Origin of the sequence: Corallococcus exercitus (genome assembly GCF_042231735.1) — a bacterium.
GTDB classification, from domain to species: domain Bacteria; phylum Myxococcota; class Myxococcia; order Myxococcales; family Myxococcaceae; genus Corallococcus; species Corallococcus exercitus_B.
The window spans coordinates 519,042-535,541 of the sequence record NZ_CP102577.1; the positions used below are offsets into that span (position 1 = coordinate 519,042).

Annotated in this window: 11 protein-coding genes; 4 read left to right on the forward strand and 7 right to left on the reverse strand. The window is 69.1% G+C overall.

Translation table 11 applies throughout. The features are described 5' to 3' along the window. Nucleotides 1-7 precede the first annotated feature (7 nt). Nucleotides 8-1,294, reverse strand: a complete 1,287-nt coding sequence (locus NR792_RS02220) for an amidohydrolase family protein (protein WP_375758407.1) — start codon at nt 1,292-1,294, stop codon at nt 8-10. 329 nt (nt 1,295-1,623) lie between these two features. On the opposite strand from NR792_RS02220, the gene NR792_RS02225 reads away from it, so the two are divergent. Beyond that, nucleotides 1,624-3,195 (forward strand): PKD domain-containing protein, encoded by a 1,572-nt coding sequence (locus tag NR792_RS02225; protein ID WP_375758408.1) that lies wholly within the window; start codon nt 1,624-1,626, stop codon nt 3,193-3,195. A gap of 64 nt (nt 3,196-3,259) precedes the next feature. Here the strand turns inward: NR792_RS02225 and NR792_RS02230 are convergent, their stop codons facing one another. The 3 genes from NR792_RS02230 to NR792_RS02240 form a co-directional block, all read right to left on the reverse strand. Continuing rightward, the gene (locus NR792_RS02230; protein WP_375758409.1) at nt 3,260-4,294 is read right to left on the reverse strand and encodes a hypothetical protein; all 1,035 of its coding nucleotides are present in this window, start codon (nt 4,292-4,294) and stop codon (nt 3,260-3,262) included. Between the two features lie 60 nt (nt 4,295-4,354). Continuing rightward, nucleotides 4,355-5,422 (reverse strand): PKD domain-containing protein, encoded by a 1,068-nt coding sequence (locus NR792_RS02235; protein ID WP_375758410.1) that lies wholly within the window; start codon nt 5,420-5,422, stop codon nt 4,355-4,357. A gap of 196 nt (nt 5,423-5,618) precedes the next feature. Further along, nucleotides 5,619-6,422: a hypothetical protein gene (locus NR792_RS02240; RefSeq protein ID WP_375758411.1), complete on the reverse strand. Its 804-nt coding sequence runs from the start codon at nt 6,420-6,422 to the stop codon at nt 5,619-5,621. Nucleotides 6,423-6,643: 221 nt separating this feature from the next. Between NR792_RS02240 and NR792_RS02245 the strand changes: the two genes are divergently transcribed. Beyond that, on the forward strand, nt 6,644-9,436 hold the full coding sequence (locus tag NR792_RS02245) for an ATP-binding protein (RefSeq protein WP_375758412.1): 2,793 nt from the start codon (nt 6,644-6,646) through the stop codon (nt 9,434-9,436). Nucleotides 9,437-9,628: 192 nt separating this feature from the next. Continuing rightward, nucleotides 9,629-11,518, forward strand: a complete 1,890-nt coding sequence (locus tag NR792_RS02250; RefSeq protein ID WP_375758413.1) for an AAA family ATPase — start codon at nt 9,629-9,631, stop codon at nt 11,516-11,518. A gap of 16 nt (nt 11,519-11,534) precedes the next feature. Here NR792_RS02250 and NR792_RS02255 read toward each other — a convergent pair whose 3' ends face one another. Beyond that, on the reverse strand, nt 11,535-12,773 hold the full coding sequence (locus tag NR792_RS02255) for an erythromycin esterase family protein (protein WP_375758414.1): 1,239 nt from the start codon (nt 12,771-12,773) through the stop codon (nt 11,535-11,537). Nucleotides 12,774-12,934: 161 nt separating this feature from the next. Between NR792_RS02255 and NR792_RS02260 the strand changes: the two genes are divergently transcribed. Continuing rightward, complete coding sequence (locus NR792_RS02260; RefSeq protein WP_375758415.1) at nt 12,935-13,921, forward strand: alpha/beta hydrolase fold domain-containing protein; 987 nt, start codon at nt 12,935-12,937, stop codon at nt 13,919-13,921. Between the two features lie 126 nt (nt 13,922-14,047). Here the strand turns inward: NR792_RS02260 and NR792_RS02265 are convergent, their stop codons facing one another. Together NR792_RS02265 and NR792_RS02270 are read right to left on the reverse strand one after the other, a co-directional pair. After that, a complete protein-coding gene (locus NR792_RS02265) occupies nt 14,048-15,346 on the reverse strand; it encodes a FadR/GntR family transcriptional regulator (RefSeq protein ID WP_375758416.1) in 1,299 nt (432 codons plus the stop codon). 246 nt (nt 15,347-15,592) lie between these two features. Continuing rightward, the gene (locus tag NR792_RS02270) at nt 15,593-16,465 is read right to left on the reverse strand and encodes an NAD(P)H-binding protein (RefSeq protein ID WP_375758417.1); all 873 of its coding nucleotides are present in this window, start codon (nt 16,463-16,465) and stop codon (nt 15,593-15,595) included. Between the last annotated feature and the right edge of the window lie 35 nt (nt 16,466-16,500).

Genomic DNA, 16,500 nt, shown 5'->3' on the forward strand with positions numbered 1-16,500 from the left:
GGGCCCGTCAGGGGCCCGGCGGCGCGCCACCCGCTGGCGCGCGGACGAAGAGCGCCTTGCCCGCGCGAATCGTGCACTTCACGGCGGTGAACCGCCGGACATCCGTGGCGGGATCGCCGTCGAGCACCACGAGGTCGGCGTCGAAGCCTGGCTTGACGCGGCCCCGGCGCTCGGCGGCGCTCCAGCGCGCCGCGGGTGCGGTGGTCAGCGACGCGAGGAGCTGCATCGGCGTCAGCCCCGCGTGCGCCATGAGGACGTATTCCTGCGTCGGATCCAGGTCCGTCATGTACCCGGCGTCAGTGCCGAACAGGACCTGGCCCCCGGCGCTCGAGAACGCCGCGAGCTGCCGTTCGGCAGCCGCCACGATGCGCTCGCGCACGTCGGTGGGCACGTCCGCCTTGGCGAGCTCGTAGCCCCAGAGCTGCAGCGTGGGGACCACGGAGACGTGGCGCGAGACCATCTGTCCGATGAGCTCGGCGCTCCACTCCCTCTTCGGTGAATCAATGGTGGTGTGCACGATGACGTCGGCGCCGGCCTGCACGGCGGTGCTCACGCCGTCGGGATCCGTGGGATGCACCATGACCAGGCCTCCCCGACGGTGCGTTTCGTCCGCCGCGGCGCGCGCGATGTCCGCGGCCATGCGCCGGATCTCGCCATGCCCCTGGGGCGTGGCGACGAAGAGCTTGGTCCCCTGCGCGCCGGTTTCGAAGCTCGTGCGGACGTTGGCGCGAGCCTCCTCCGCCGACGCGGGTTGCGGAAGCTGTCGCAGCAGCTCGGGCGGCAGGTCGCGCAGGTAGAAGGGGATGCCGTTCTCCGGATACAGCGGGGAGCCGACGGTGAGGATCGCCGGGCCCTGGAGTTCGCCACGCTCGATGCGCTGGCGGAGGGCCCCGGTGTTCGCGGGGTCGGAGCCGGTATCGACGACCGTCGTGAAGCCAAAGCGCGTGGTCAGCTGGCTCAGGGGCTGCTGGAGTTCGTCACGCGGCCGGTCCGCGGCCCCGGCGAACGCAGGGTCCGTGAAGTGGACGTGGCTGTTCTGGAACCCGGCCGTGATGACCCCGCCGCCGCAGGCGTCCTCGCGCCGCACGCCCGCCGGCGGGGCGTCCGACGCGGAACCGATGGCTTCAATCTTCCCATCGCTCACGAGCACCCAGGCGTTGTCCAGCGGCGGCGCGTCCGGAGCGACATAGAGCCGCGTGCCAGTCAGGAGCCAGCGATCAGTGGCGGCAGGACGCTGGTTCGACGCGCAGCCCGCGGTGGCCAGCCAGAGAAGACTCAGTGCGATCCGTTTCACGATGTTCACCTCGCTGCGCCGCACCGTGCACTCAAGAACGCACCCAGTCAATCGGCCAGCTCGGCACAGACCACCCCATCCCTGTGTCGATGCAATGGAGGGCGTCGCATGTTGCCCTCTTCTTCCCCTCTCGGTCGCAATCTCGCCATGGGCGCACTGGCCCGGTCCGGCGTTTGATATGACTTCAGGCATGTCCCTGAAGGCCTCCCTCGTCACGTCGCTGGGTGCCGCTTCGGTATATCCTGCTTTGTCGGAACCTTATTGACTTCCTGGTTTGGGCGCTCGCAATGTCTCCCCCGTCGCGAAGGTTGGCGACAGGGGAGCACACCATGCCGAAGTCGAAGCAACTCGCGTCCTGCCTTGCCCTTGCCCTGGCTGCGTCCGCGCCGGCGGCCCTGGCTGATTCGGCCATCTACGGCGGGGGGCCGTTCTATTCCGGCGGCACCGCGGTGATGAACGACCTGCGCGGCTCGGGCTTCACCACCGTGATCCTCTGGAGCTTCCACATCGAGGACAACGGCGACCTCGTCTACAACGACATCCCGGTGGTCAGGAACGGCGCCTACATTGGAGACCCGGCGTGGCCCACGCGGCTGGCCACGCTGAAGACGGCGCCGACCTCGGTCAATCGCATTGAAGTGTCCATTGGCGCCTGGAGCGTTCCGGACTTCGAGCGCATGGCCCGGCTGGTCAACGGCACCGCCGCGGGCTGCGGCAGCACCCTGGTCTGCGGCACCGGCACCAACAGCATCCTGTACCGCAACTTCCAGGCGCTGAAGACCGCCACCGGCGCCACCGCGGTCAACTTCGACGACGAGAGCGCTTACGACCTGGCCCCGACGACCCAGTTCGGGCAGATGCTCATTGGACAGGGCTACAAGATCACCTTCGCGCCCTACACCCAGCAGACCTTCTGGCGCAGCCTCAAGGACAACCTCGGCAGCGCGGTCGACGGCATCTACCTGCAGGTGTACGACGGCGGCGCCGGCAACAACCCGGCGAGCTGGAACACCGCGATGGGCATGACGGTGGACCCGGGCCTGTGGTCCCGCCACGGCTCCGGCTGCGCCAGCGGTGACAGTCCGGCCACGGTGCAGAGCAAGATGAGCAACTGGAAGAGCTCCGCCGGCATCAACGGCGGCTTCATCTGGCTGTACGACGACATCCAGGCGTGCGCGGCGCAGGGCACGAGCGCCCAGTACGCGGCGGCGATCAACACCGCGGTCAGTGGCAACACCCCGCCGGTGGCCAACTTCGGCGTCACCGTGAGCGGGCTGACCGCGACCTTCAGCGACGCCTCCAGCGACAGCGACGGCAGCATCGCCTCGCGCAGCTGGAACTTCGGCGACGGCAGCGGTTCGACCACCACCAACCCCAGCCATGTCTATGCCAGCGGAGGCAACTACACCGTCAGCCTGACGGTGACCGACAACGGCGGGGCCAGCCACACCAAGACGCAGACCGTCTCGGTGGGCGCCGGCTACGTCAACCTGGCGCTCAACAAGCCGGCGACCGGCTCCACCGCCTGCAACAGCAGCGAAACGCCGGCCAAGGCGGTCAACGGGAGCGTCTCCGGTGGCACGACGGACAAGTTCTGCTCGTTGGCCTCGGGGGCCTGGCTGCAGGTGGACCTCGGCTCTGCGCAGACGGTCAGCAGCTTCGTCGTCAAGCACGCGGGCGCGGGCGGTGAATCCAGCACCTGGAACACCCGGGCCTTCACCATCCAGACCTCCAGCAACGGCACGAACTGGAGCACCCCGGTGACGGTGACGAACAACACCGCCAGCACCACCACGCACGCCATCAGCGCCACCTCGGCGCGCTACCTCAAGCTCAACGTGACCACCGCGTCCCAGAACGGCGACCCGGCGACGCGCATCTACGAATTCGAGGTGCGCTGACCCGGGTTGCAGGAGCGGCATCGCGCGTCGCGGGCACGGACGCGCGATGCCCCACGGCCCTGGGCTACGGCTGCACTACGCCCGACTCGTAGGCCTTGCGGATGGCCTGGGCGCAGACGCGGGACTTCTCACCCTCCTCGTCACCGAAGAACTGACGATTGCGGGCCAGGATCATGTACCGGCTCCTGGCGGGACTCACCCAGGGATAGAAGCCGAATGCTCCCGGAGAGGAGTGGCCCGTCACGGTCCACTCGCCGTTGCGCATCTCTCCCTCGATCCAGTGCCCGAGGCCGTAATACGCCTCGCCCCCCGTCCACGGGGTGAAGGACACGCCGGGCCCTCCTGGCCAGGCCGGGACGGCGTCCACGGTCAGCAGGGAGGACATCACGTACTCGTCGTTGATCATCTTCGACAGGAAGACGCGGTACTGGGCCGCGCTGGCGGAGAAACCCCCGGCCACGGCGACGTCGCTGTCGGACTCCGGCAGGGTGGTGCCCAGCCGGGCGTTGACCCAATCCATGACGCTCAGCAGCCCCGTGCCCTTCCGCGAGCCAATGTCGTCCAGGGCCAGCTTCTGCAGGTGGCCGCCGTTGTAGAAATACCGGCCGCTCTGGAGCGGGCGGTAGGAGACGTCCTTGTAGGCGGAGCCGTAGCACTCCGAGACGGTCGTCCCGGGGTCCCCACACAGGGTGCTGCGCTCGTCGATGTAGCCGCTGGTGAAGTTGAGCAGCTTCTTCTCGTTCGCGGTGAGGTTCGCGTACCCCCGCGACTGCACGTAGGCCCCCGCGTACAGCCACTTGCTCGCGGACGCGATGGGCAGCACCGTCGTGGCCGTCACGCCGCCGCCCTTCGGGATGGCGTAGAGCGGCCCCGCGCGATTGCCAAACTCCCAGTAGAAGTTCCCGAGCGGCGTGCAGCTCGTGGAGGTGTTGGCCGTGGTCAGCGCGGCCTGCTCGCCCGCCGTGAGTTCCGCCTGGGACGTGGCCAGGGGCGCATCCTCGACAGGGCCGAGGGCGTCCTCGGCGGTTCCACAGCCGATGAGGCCCAGGGCCAGCAGCCCGCACGCCGGGATGAACGTCGTCCTTCCGAATTGCTTCATGGGTATTTCCTCCGGGTTGGACCCCTGTGAACCCGGGATGCGTCCGGAAGTTTCGCGGCGCTATTTCGCGGGCGGCCGTTCCGAGGCGCGGGGAGCCGGGCGCGGGGGCTCGGCCTTGTAGGCGGACCAGGACAGCGACACCTCCGCGCCCGTCGCGTCGCGACCGTGGAGGGAGTCGATGACCTGCTTCACCTCCGGGCGCACGTCGGAGGGCAGCACGGTGACGTGGCCCCGGAAGCCTCCGCGTCCCAGGTCCTCCTCCACGGTGATGACCTCGCGCCACGCCCGTGTGCGGGAGTCCACCTGGTCGTCCCACGTCACCGTGAGGCGTTCCACGCGCTCCCACGTGACGGCGCCGCCTTCCGGCACGTCGACCTGGACCTTGCTCCTCCAGCCCTCGTCCGAAGTCCGTGGGGCCTCGCGCTCCAGCTGGAGGCTCGCCCGGGGTGGCGCATCGGAAACAGGCTGCCCCCGGACCTGCACGAACGCCGTCGCGGTCTGCTCGGCTGCTGCGCCCCGCGCGGATACCCGCACCGTGTGGACACGCGCTTCCGGTTCGCCTGCGTAGACATGCGAGGCCGTGGGCTCCGTCGTCGCGGTGGAGCGTCCATCCCCGAAGTCCCAGGTGTACGCGGTGGCGGGGTAGGGGGACACCGCCCGGAAGGCGAAGGCCGTGGGGCCCTGCTGGGCGGCTTCGAGGCGAAGCGCGCGGGCCTGCCCCTCGTCCTGACCGCACGCGCGCACGTCGATGCTGGCGACCTGCTCGGCCAGGACGCCGACGCGCCGGCCCCCCAGGTCCTTGCAGAGCTGGAAGCGCACGAAGTACCGGCCGGGCGTGGCGGGTGCACGCCAGGGAAGGCGTGTGCCGGGCTGCAGCTCCGCGCCCGTCTCCGCCCCCGGCCACACCCAGCGCGGGACGGCGTCCGGTTCGGCCGTGCCTCCCACGCGAGCGGACAACGTCATCCGCTCCCCCGCGCAGACCCACGGGCGGTCCGTGTCGATGCCCTCGATGACGGCGGTCGACGTCAGCACCACCCGCTCCTCGTTGAGCGCGGCGGAGAGGGCTTCTCCCGTCGCGGCGGGCGGAATGCGCTCGGGGGCGGGTGGCTGTGATGGCGCGGCACGCACGATGGGAGCCGGCGCCCCCTGGGGAGGGGCCACTCCCCAGGGGGCCGGGAGCACCGGAGGCGCATCCTCCTGTGACCGCGCACGGGCCAACCCGAAGACCCCGAGGCCAGCACTGATCAGCAGCACCAGCACGCCGCCGGCCTGCTTCCTTCGGTCGCGACCTCCAGGGGCCCCAGGGGACATGGGTGGTCGAGCGTCAGAAGCCGAAGTCGTTGAGGTGGCGCCGGTAGCCCTGGGAGTTGGGCCGGTACCACTGGTCATCCCAGCCCTTGAACTCCACGTCGTCGAGCAGCCGCTCCGTCTTCCCGTTGAGCACGACCGGGTTGATGAGCTGCACGGCCGTGGAGCCCACGTTGCGCGAGGCAAGCTTGTTCGCGGTGGTATCCAGGTACTGAGCCGTCGTGCGGCTGCAGTAGTCCTGGGAGAAGCACCCCTTGTCGCACGTGGAGAGGGTGTTGTAGGCGGCGTGCTTGTCCTCGGCCATGTAGAGGACGGGCCATCCGCGATAGCCATTGCGTGAGTCGCTCAGGTCGTACTCGAGCTGATCGAACGCGTACCAGGCCGAGGAGTCACACGCGCTCTTGCGGTGCGCGGACAGGTAGGCCTGGTCGAGGTACCAGCGCCCGCCGGAGTAGTGCACCTCGAAGAGCTGGAACTCGGGGTCGCCGTCGTGGCCGGTGGTGACGCCGGTGTCCTCGAAGAAGGTGTCCAGGTAGAAGATGCGCACGGTGCGGGTGGCGAAGGCCTGGCTCTTGACGGCGTAGTACGGCCGGCGTGCCATGCCGCTCTCCCCGCTGTCGAACCAGAACAGCGGCATGAACCACTTCGCGAGCTGGTACTCGCAGTCGTCATTGAGGCCGTCCCGGTCCGCGTCCGTGCCGGTGCCCCAGCAGTTGTCGCCATAGGGAATGACGGAGAGGCCATCCGCCCGGGCCACCGGGGCGGACAGCGCGAGGAACAGGCCCAACGACACGACGGCGGTGCGAAGACCACGGCTCATGGAAGCGCTCCAGAGGGACGTCGAAGGAGGCCGGAGGCTACCGGTCGCGCGTGGACGGGAACAGGGGCGCGGAACCGCCAGCTTCCGTCGAGCAGCGGACGTTCCCGGGGGGCCGGGCAGCTCCCACCGGCGGAAGTTCGGGTACGGCCCATGGATTCGCGTGAGCATCACGCACCCCGCGCATCGGTCGACGCCGTGTTGCATTGATGCCTTCAACAACCATGACGCCTGCCCATGGCCGCGCCCAACGGCCCGTCCCCCGCCTGCTCTCGCAGGCGCTCCGCGTGGGGGCACTGCTCTGTGCCTGCATCCTGGCCTCGTGGAACCTCGATGCGCTGGTCCACAGCGTCCCCTTTCCCATCTTCCTCGCGGGAGTCATGGCCGCGGGCTGGTACGGCGGCCTCTGGCCCGCGCTCTCGCTGACGGTCCTCGCGACGCTCGTCCTCGACCTCCTGTTCATCCATCCCCTGCACTCGCCCGCCATCTCCAGCCCCGGCGAGGGCGTGCTGCTGGGCGTCTTCAGCGTCGTGGGCGTGCTCATCAGCACGGCGGCCGGCACGCTGCATGAGGCGCGCAGACGCGCGGAGCAGTCGCAGCGCCTCACCGAGGCGCTCGCTCGGGCCGTCACGCCCGCGGACATCGCCGAGGTCGCCCAGGCCCACACCCTGACGCTGCTGGGGGCTCGCGCCACCGCGCTGTGGGTGATTCCCGACGGGGGAGGCACGGAGACCGCGCGCCTCGTTCCCGCCCCCGCGGCGGAGTCCCCTCCGCCAGACGCGCTCGCCTCCCTCGCCCAGGAGGCCCTGCGCACGGGCGCACCGGTGTTGCCCCGGGGCACCGCGCGGGGGCTCTCCCTGCCGCTGCGGAGCGCCAGCCGGGTGCTGGGGGCGCTCGCCTTGCTCCTGCCGGGCCGCGGGGGTGCGGGGGCCCGGCAGCTCCAGGTGGCCCGGGCCCTGGGTGACGCCTGCGCGACAGCACTGGAGCGGGCCCTGCTCCACGAGCGGTTGCAGCGCGAGCGGAGGCTGCTCGACTCCGTGCTCGAGCAGGCCCCCGTGGGCGTCATCGTCGCCGAGGCGCCCAGCAGCCGGATCCTCTTCTACAACGCGGCCTCGGAGCGCATCCTCGGCCACCCCGTCATCCCCTCGGCGGACGTGTCGCACTACGCCCGCTATGGGGGCTACCACGCCGACGGCACCCCCGTGGCCGCCGAGGACTACCCCACCGCGCGCGCCCTCCTGAAGGGCGAGCAGGTGCGCAACGAATTGATGCGTTACCGCCGTGGCGACGGCCAGGACTCGCTCCTGGAGATCAGCGCGGCCCCGGTGCGGACTCCCGATGGAACCATCACGGCCTCCGTCTGCGTGTTCGCGGACGTGACCGAGCGCCAGCAGGCCGAGCAGCGCCTGCGCGCGAGCGAGGAGCGCTACCGCCAGCTGTTCGAAGCCGCGCCCCAGGTCATCTGGACGAACCGGACGGACGGCGGCAACACCCAGTTCAACTCGCTCTGGTTCAAGCTGACCGGGCAGACGCTGGAGGAGGCCTCCAACTACGGGTGGCTGAACGCCATCCATCCCGAGGACCGGGTGCGGCTGAAGCTGCAGCGTGAGGAGGCCATCCGTCAGGAACAGGCGTATGCCATTGATTTCCGCCTGAGGATGGTGAACGGCGGGTACCGGTGGCAGGTGGGGCGCGTGGTGCCCCTGTATGGCGACTCCGGCAAGCTCGAGGGCTGGCTGGGCGCCGCCATCGACGTCCATGAACGCAGGCGGGCGGAAGCCGTGCAGCACTTCCTCTCGGAGGCGAGCGCCACCCTGGCCCGCTCACTCGATGAGCGTGAGACGATCGAGCAGGCCACCCGGCTGATGGTGCCGGAGCTCGCCGACTGGTGCATCGTGGATCTCCAGACACCGAACGGGCTGGAGCGCGCGGCGGTGTTCCACCCGGATCCCAGCGCCGCCTCGGCGGTGGAGATCATCCGCCGCCACCGTCCCCGCCCGGAGTCACCCAGCCCCGTGCTGGAGGTCTTCCGCACCGGTCAGGCGAGGCTCGTGGAGCGGTTCGACGACGAGGACTACAGGGCCACCGTGTCGTCGGACGAGCACCTGGTCGCCGTGCGCGCGCTGGCGCCGCACACCCTCCTGGTGATCCCCCTGGTGGCCCGGGAGCGCCTGCTGGGAGCCATCACCCTGCTGCGCGGTGGGGCCCGCGAGCGCTTCACGGAGGAGGCGCAGGTGCTGGCGCAGGACTTCAGCCAGCGGTGCGCCCAGGCCATCGACAACGCGCGCCTCCTCACGGAGCTGAAGCGCTCCCTGCGGACCCGGGATGACTTCCTGTCGTCGGTGAGCCACGACCTGCGCAACCCGCTGTCGGTCATCATGATGCGCGCGGCGGGCCTGCGCGCGGAGGTGGACCAGCGAGGCAGCATCGTGCCCGAGCGCCTCACGACCGCGACGACGCGCATCCTGTCGGCCGCCGAGGAGATGCGCTCGATGGTCGAGAGCCTGCTCGACGTGGTGCGCAGCGAGATGGGCCAGCAGCCGAACCTGCGGCGCGTCCAGCTGGACGTGGGCGAGCTCGTGCGCGGCGTCATCGTGGATCAGCAGCAGGTCACCCAGCGACATACCTTCCAGGTCCACACCCCTGAAACGCCGGTGATGGCCTTCCTGGACGAGGTCCGCGTGCGGCGCGTCGTGCGCAACCTGCTGCTCAATGCGGTGAAGTACAGCCCGGAGGGGAGCAGCATCGACGTGCACGTCCAGCAGGGGGACGCTGAAGGCCGGAGCTGGGCCGTCATCGAGGTCCGGGACCAGGGCATCGGCATCCCCGCGAGCGACCTGCCGCACCTGTTCGAACGCTTCCACCGGGGCGGGAACGTCGTGGGGCGCATCCCCGGCACGGGGCTCGGGCTGTTTGGAGCCCGGCAGCTCGTGGAACAGCACGGAGGCCGCATCACCGTGACGAGCGTGGAAGGGCAGGGCAGCACCTTCCGGGTGTGGCTGCCCCAGCAGCAGTGACGCGGGGGCAGGACGACCGCGCTCATCCTCGATGCCCCCGGCCGCGCGCCTTGAGCCTGAGCGAACCCGGTGGCCAGGCCCACGCGCCGCAAGGACGCCCCATGAAGCTCCGACGCCTGTCCCTGCTGTGAAGTCCGCGCCTGCCGCGCAGGGCAGGTAGAATCTCCGCGCCTTGGCTTGGCTGGAGGATTGATGCAGATCACGGCGGTGAGACTTCCCAAGAACTTCCTGGAGTTAGGGATGGAGCGCACGACCATGGACCGTTTGGGTTCCATGGTGGTTCTCGCGGGACCGAACGGCGGCGGCAAGTCCCGGCTCCTTCGGTCCGTCTACACCGCCGTTAAGTATTACCACCTGACAGAACAGCAGGAACACCTGCGGAGAGAGGTGGCATCCCAAAAAGAAATCTTGTCGACCCTGCGACTCGAGCTTTCCATCACAACCCAAGAGCTTCGCCTGGCTTCGCTCAAGAAGCAGATCGATGAACACGAGCAACTGCTTCAGAAACACGAGGAAACACTGGCGGATGTCCCCCTGGTCGAGCTCAAGCAGCTGAGGGACGACAGACCGATTCATCAGTACGTGCCCCGGTCCGTTGACTTCGTGGATCCCTTCAAGCAGGCCCGTAACGCGACCCTCGCGGCAGCAAACCAGGTGCGTAACGAGGTGGGCTTCGAGCCTCTCAGAGACGGCTGCCTTGCCTACATTGGTAATGTGCAGGACCGCTGGTTCCAGGCCACCCATCCCCAGGTGACCATCCCTGAGAATGAGAAGGCATTGGCTGTCGCCGAATACCAGCGGCTGCGCGACGATCTCAAGAAGCTCCTGGGTGCGCAGCTCGATCGCAACCTGGACGGCGCACCGACTCTTTGGGGCCGCTCCATCCCGAAGGCCGGACTCTCCGATGGTCAGCGCCTCCTCCTGCAACTCGCGGTGGCTCTCCACGCGCAGGGCACGAAGCTGAGCGAGGCCGTCCTTCTGCTTGACGAGCCCGAGACGCACCTACACCCAGCGGCAGTGATCGACGTCCTTGAAACGCTCCGCAAGGCGACGCCGGACGGGCAGCTCTGGATCGCGACCCACTCATTGCCCGTGCTGGCATGGGCACCGACCGAGTGCCTCTGGTTCGTTCGCGAGGGCCACACGAAGTGGGCGGGACGGGAACCTGAAATGGTGCTCTCCGGCCTGCTGGGTGATGCGCAAGGTCGTGAACGCCTGGAGGCGTTTCTCCAACTGCCCGCGCAGTTCGCGAGCAATCGTTTCGCGGCGGATTGCCTTCTGGCTCCGACCGTCGTCATGACCGGTGGCGACGATCCACAACTCCGGCAGATCCGCGACGCCATCCTCAAGCTGCAGAACCCCAGCCGCCCCCTCCGCATCCTGGATTTCGGTGCAGGCAAGGGGCGGTTGCTGGCGGCGCTGCGCGAAGCCCATAACGAAGTCCGGCCGTTCGTCGAGGTGATCGACTATCGCGCCTTCGACGCGGGTTCGACCGACAGCAAGCATTGCTCGTCGCTGATCGACACGGCCTACGGCGAGGGCGCATCGGCGGAGCGGTACTTCAGTCAATACGCCGAGCTGGAGGCTCAGCTCGACACAGGCAGCGTCGACGTGGCAATCCTGTGCAACGTCCTGCACGAAATCACGCCAAGTCAGTGGCCATCCCTCCTGGGGCCTGACTCGGCGCTTGCCCGACGGCTCCGGCCAGACGGGTTCCTGCTCATCGTCGAGGACATCCACATCCCAGTGGGGGAGAAGGCCCACCGCCACGGGTTCCTCCTGCTCGATACGTCCCCACTGAAGGGCTTGTTCGCCTGGCGCGAGAGCGATGCCTCCATCCAATTCGCGGCGGAGCGGGAGGGACGACTGAAAGCCTGGCTGGTGCCAGCATCACTCCTACAACGGGTCAGCTCCGCGACCCGCACCGAAGCACTCCGGCGTCTTCAGCGACAAGCGCGGGACGAACTCCAGAAGCTACGTGAGGAGACCACGAGCTACCGCAACGGCCAGCTCCACGGCCTGTGGACCCAGCTCTTCGCCAACGCAAGCCTCGCTCTGGAGGAGTTCGGCCCCACGGCCTGAAGCTTCCTACGCCAGCTCACCCACCCCGGGGCGTCGGGCGGGATGGGGCCTCTTCCCGGAAGATCAGCAACCCGTCCAGGACCGTGTCCCAGGGCGCCGTCATCCACGTGTAGTTCAACGGACGGGCCACCCTGGGCCCGAAGTCACGAAGCTGGCGCCCATCCAGATACCGGGTGTCCGCGGGGTGGTTCGAGAACGCCCAGCCCTCCAGGGAGTCGGCCGTCGCGGGGGCAAGGACGAAGGTGCGAGTCGTGCTGCCGAGGGAGTAGCTCCCGGCGCTCGCGGAGAACCCCAGCACGAAGGCCTGGGCTCCGAACCTCTCTTGGACATGCGACCCGAAGGACGTCCCGTGTCGCGCGTCCGCATCCACGCCCTTGAGGTCCTTCGCGGCATGGATGGTGGCAAGCCAGACGATGGCCTTCCGCGGCTTGGAGGACTGGGACAGGAGCCACTCCAGGTTGAGGAACATGGAGCGGTCCCGCGCGCTGAAGTCGCTCCAGTTCCGTGAGTCCTGGGGCTGCTCCGGAGCCTGCGACATCGCGGCGACCTGACGGGTGAACAACCGCTCCAGGTTGCGGACCATCTGCAGCGGGCGCTCGGCCCCGGGCATCGCGGCCGCTTCGGGGGCGGCGAGCACCGACGCCAATTCCTGCCAGCAGCCCAGGATGAACTTCGCGGTCTCGGCCGTGTACGGGTGGGCTTCGTCATATCCCCAGGCCATGTGCCGCTCGATTTCCGCTCCGCACGCGGCCTGCCTTGGACCGTCGAGGGAGGCGAGGAACTCACGCGTCATCTGGCGATGGGCGTAGGTGCCCCTGCCAATCTGATCATCGATCCCACCAGCCAGGAGGGTCCCCGCCTGGATGCGCGCGGTCAGGAACGGAATCAGGGGCGCCATCTCCTCGGTGGCCCACATCCCGCCAATCGCGGTGGCGACCGTGTCCTCGCTGACGGGTTGGCCCGCCTTCAGCAGCGCCTGGATGCGGAGGAAGTCGTAGGTGCCTGACTCGATGAAGAACGCATCGTACTGGCACTCCTCCACGAGCCTGCGCGTCAGGGCCACCTTGAAGGCGACCGTCCTGGCATTGCCGTGGTGGGACTCCTCGCCCAGCAGCGCGATCCTCTTGTCACAAAGCTCCCGGACGATCCGGTCGGCGTCCGAGTCCGCCACGGCCTCCCGCGCGGCCGTGCCCCGGGAGGGCGAGGGCGAGGCACAGGCTGAAAGCAGCGGGAGCAGGAGCAGGAGGTATTTCATTCGCGGTCCTTTCATGAGCGGAGTGACCTACTCTAAATCCGTTTTGGCCTGAAAACGTGACATCCTTTGCCGCGTCGTGAGGTGAGGGCCGCGTCTGATAAAGCCGGAGGGGAGTGCTCATCTCGCGCCGTCAACGACGGCCTGCCTGTCCCCGACCTTCCATGACCCGCCCGAACGCATCCCCCGACTTCGACCCCCAGCTCGCCGCGCTCCTGCCTTCGTTGGAGGGATATGTGCCGGTGAAGATGACGCTGGAGCAGCTCGAGCACTTCCGCGCGTTGAGCCGTGTGAGCCGGGAGGACCTGCTCGGAGATGCGAAGGTCCACTGCGTCGACCACCGCATCCCCGGGTACCAGGGCGCGGAGATCACGGTCTCGGTCATCACGCGCCAGGACCACGCGACTCCGGGGCCCGCGGTCTATTTCATCCATGGCGGCGGCATGGTGATGGGGACCCGCTTCGCGGGGGCGAAGCCGCTGGTGGACTGGGCGCTCCGTCATGATGCGGTCTGCGTGACGGTGGAATACCGGCTGGCGCCCGAGCATCCGGCGCCCACCCTGGTGGAGGACTGTTACGCCGGGCTGGAGTGGATGGCGGCGAACGCCGCGCTGCTGCGGTTTGATCCGAACCAGCTGGTCATCTTCGGCGGGAGCGGCGGGGGAGGGCTCGCGGCGGGGACGACGCTCCTGGCCCGGGATCGGCGCGGCCCGCGGCTGCTGGGCCAGCTGCTGCAATGCCCCATGCTGGACGACCGCAACGAGACGGAGTCCGCCCATCGGTACGACGGCGTCGGCGTCTGGGACCGCACCAGCAACCTGACGGCCTGGCGGGCGGTGCTGGGCGACCGTCTGGGCGGCCCTGACGTGTCTGCCTATTCCGCGCCCGCGCGAGCAACGGAACTCCGGGGGCTGCCTCCGACCTTCATCGACGTCGCGGCAGGGGAGACGTTCCGGGATGAAGCCGTGGCCTATGCGCGCGGAATCCTGGCCGCTGGCGGCGAGTGCGAGCTGCATGTCTGGGGGGGCGCCTTCCACGGCTTCTACGACATCGCCCCGCAGTCCGACGTGGCCCGGGCCTGCATCGCGACGCGCGACGCCTGGCTGGGACGGATGTTTGCCCGCGGCGCAGCGGGCAGGAGCGCGACGTAACGGAGGGCTCGGGGGCCGCTAAGTAGGTCGCCAAATGTTCCTGAACGAATCCGAGGCGAAGCGGGGGGAACGGGCAAGGCCCCTGCATTCGTCTCGGAACTGGTGGCTCCCTACTTAGATAGGCCCTCAGGAGTTCGTTGCCTCATCCGGGGCGGAGGCACGGCTCAAGCGGATACGTCGGGGGCAGTCGGCACAGGAGTGCTCTTTCAGAGGGGCGACGTGCGGGTCTTCATGGACGATGGAAGAAGCGAAGGGCCGTGGCTGCACACGAAGCAGGTCGCCCTGGTAAGCGAGCAACGGAGCTTCCGGAGGCGCGCAGTCCCCTGGGCCTGGGGGCCTGGGGGGCGTGATGCAGTCCGTCCGACAGTCGGATGGGTCTTCCCAAGGTCGCGCCCGGCACGCCCACCCAACGCCCCCCTCATTGGGCGCGCAGGGGGAAGTTCCGAACGCCTCGGTGGCAGACGTGGGGGCGCCGAGGCCGTGCTCCTCCACGGAAGGGTGTGTCTCAAAAGCGTCGTCTTGCGCAGTGACTGACGCGGGGGAATCAAGGCCGTGCTCCTCAACATACGGGCGTGCATCGAGCGCATCGTCCTGCGCGGTGGCTGACGCGGGGGCTTCGAGGAGGCCCTCCTGGGCGCACTGGACCTCGGGAGACACAGGCTCCTGGGGGGCTGGCGCGAACTGGTTGAGCACGCCCTCATCGCATGCCTTCATCAGCGTAGGCAGTTGGTGCTGAAGTGCCTGCGCGTCGCGCTCGCTCAGGGCGTGCATCGCGCACAGGGCCCACTGGCGCAGGGATTCGCCGCCCATGAAGGACAGCAGCCGGGCCGCGTTGCCTCTCAGGGCCCGTTGCAGGGACTGAATGAGGAGCACGTGCCCTGGACGTGACGCCGCCTGGGCCGCCAGCCGCAGCAACTCGAATTCCAGCTGCGCGCACCGTGCCCCGGGGTTCCAGTGCGCCGCGTCCGAGAGCCTGTAGCAGGTGTCCTCCAGCAGGCTCACGTCCCGCTCGGAGGCACTCGCGCAGCAGTCCGCCAGGAGCTCCACCAGCACCTGCCGCTTGAGGCTGAAGAAGCCCTCCAGCAGCCGCCGGCACTCCTCGGAGCGCTTGTCATGCAGCGCCAGTCCCAGGTTCTCCAGCGTCAGCGACTCATCCAGCGCCACCGCACGCGTCACCCGGCCGGGACGCTGCACCACCAGGCCTCGCGCCGCCAGCCGCCGCAGCGCTTCGCGCACGGTGCCTCGGCTCACCCCATAGCGACGCGCCAGCACCTGCTCCGAGCCAATCTGGCCGTTCCTCGGCAGCCTCCCGAGCGAAATCTCTCGCTCGAGTTGCTCCTCCACGTACGCCACGAGCCCCACCCGCACCATCACCGCCACCCTCCTCGCCCAGTACGCCTCCATCCAACCAGAAGGGTCTGACATGGACGCGGGGGCACACCGTCCTCATGTCCTCCCGTGCCGGTGCGGCCCCGGGCCCCATGCAGCGCGAACCTGTCCGACTGTCAGACAGGTTTGGCGAAGGCGCGCCCGGCGGGCGCCCCTGCCCGTGGGCCCGCCGTGACGCCCGCGGATGCACACCGTCGCGACTCACCGCTGCGCTTCGCAAGGCGCGTCTTCGCGGAGAACCTTCAGGCCGCAGGCCTTGTTCATCAACTTCTGGCCACCTACTTAGGCCGTCCGGTCCAGCTTCTCGGTCAGCACCTCGCGCATGTTCGTCGGCGCACGGCCCAGCAGCTCTCGCAGCGTGGGATCGACGGGCGCGAACTCGCCGTCGCGGCTCGCGCGGTAGAGGCCGAGCGAGATGGCCACCGCGGACGCGGGCATGCCGGAGGCCACGAGCTTCGCGCGCATCTCGTCCTCCGGCACGGTGCTCCGACGGAGCGGGCTTCCGAGGACGCTCGACGCGAGCTCGCACAGCGCTTCGAAGTCGAGCGCCTGCGATGCCGTGAGCGGCGGCGTCGGCCCGTCGTAGCGGCCCTCGTTCGTCAGGATCACCGCCGCCGCCTCCGCCAGGTCCGCGTGCGTGGTCCAGGAGACCTTGCCGTCCGTGGGCGCCTCGAAGACTCCCGTCTGCAGGCCCTTCGCCAGCAGGAACACCGCGCTCGAAGCGTAGAAGCCGTTGCGAAGCGCGGTCCACGCCAGCCCGGACTCGCCCAGCATCTGCTCCGTCGCCGCATGGTCGAGCATCGGGGGAAACGCCGAGGAACGGCTCGCGGCCATGTGGCTCGTGTAGACGATGCGTCGCGCTCCGGCAGCCCGTGCGGCGTCGATGGCGGCGCGGTGCTGGGCGAGGGTGTCGCCGCCCGTCGCGCGCGCATTCGATGAAACCATCAGCACCTGGGACGCGCCCTCGAAGGCGTGCGCCAGGCTCGCTGGATCCGCGAAGTCGCCCCTGCGCACCCGGACGCCACGTGCCGCCAGGTCCTGGGCCTTCCGCACGTCCCGGACACTGACGGCGACCCGGTCCGCCGGGACGCGGGTGATGAGGTTCTCCACGATGAGACGGCCGAGCTGCCCGGTGGCTCCGGTCACGACGATCATCGAACGCTCCTTGGAATATCAGCGAAAACGATTCT

Coding starts and splice junctions, on each gene's coding strand:
- NR792_RS02270 (WP_375758417.1), bottom strand. CDS start 16,465: ATGATCGTCGTGACCGGAGCCACCGGGCAGCTCGGCCGTCTCATCGTG.
- NR792_RS02260 (WP_375758415.1), top strand. CDS start 12,935: ATGACCCGCCCGAACGCATCCCCCGACTTCGACCCCCAGCTCGCCGCG.
- NR792_RS02225 (WP_375758408.1), top strand. CDS start 1,624: ATGCCGAAGTCGAAGCAACTCGCGTCCTGCCTTGCCCTTGCCCTGGCT.
- NR792_RS02250 (WP_375758413.1), top strand. CDS start 9,629: ATGCAGATCACGGCGGTGAGACTTCCCAAGAACTTCCTGGAGTTAGGG.
- NR792_RS02245 (WP_375758412.1), top strand. CDS start 6,644: ATGACGCCTGCCCATGGCCGCGCCCAACGGCCCGTCCCCCGCCTGCTC.
- NR792_RS02255 (WP_375758414.1), bottom strand. CDS start 12,773: ATGAAATACCTCCTGCTCCTGCTCCCGCTGCTTTCAGCCTGTGCCTCG.
- NR792_RS02230 (WP_375758409.1), bottom strand. CDS start 4,294: ATGAAGCAATTCGGAAGGACGACGTTCATCCCGGCGTGCGGGCTGCTG.
- NR792_RS02240 (WP_375758411.1), bottom strand. CDS start 6,422: ATGAGCCGTGGTCTTCGCACCGCCGTCGTGTCGTTGGGCCTGTTCCTC.
- NR792_RS02265 (WP_375758416.1), bottom strand. CDS start 15,346: ATGTCAGACCCTTCTGGTTGGATGGAGGCGTACTGGGCGAGGAGGGTG.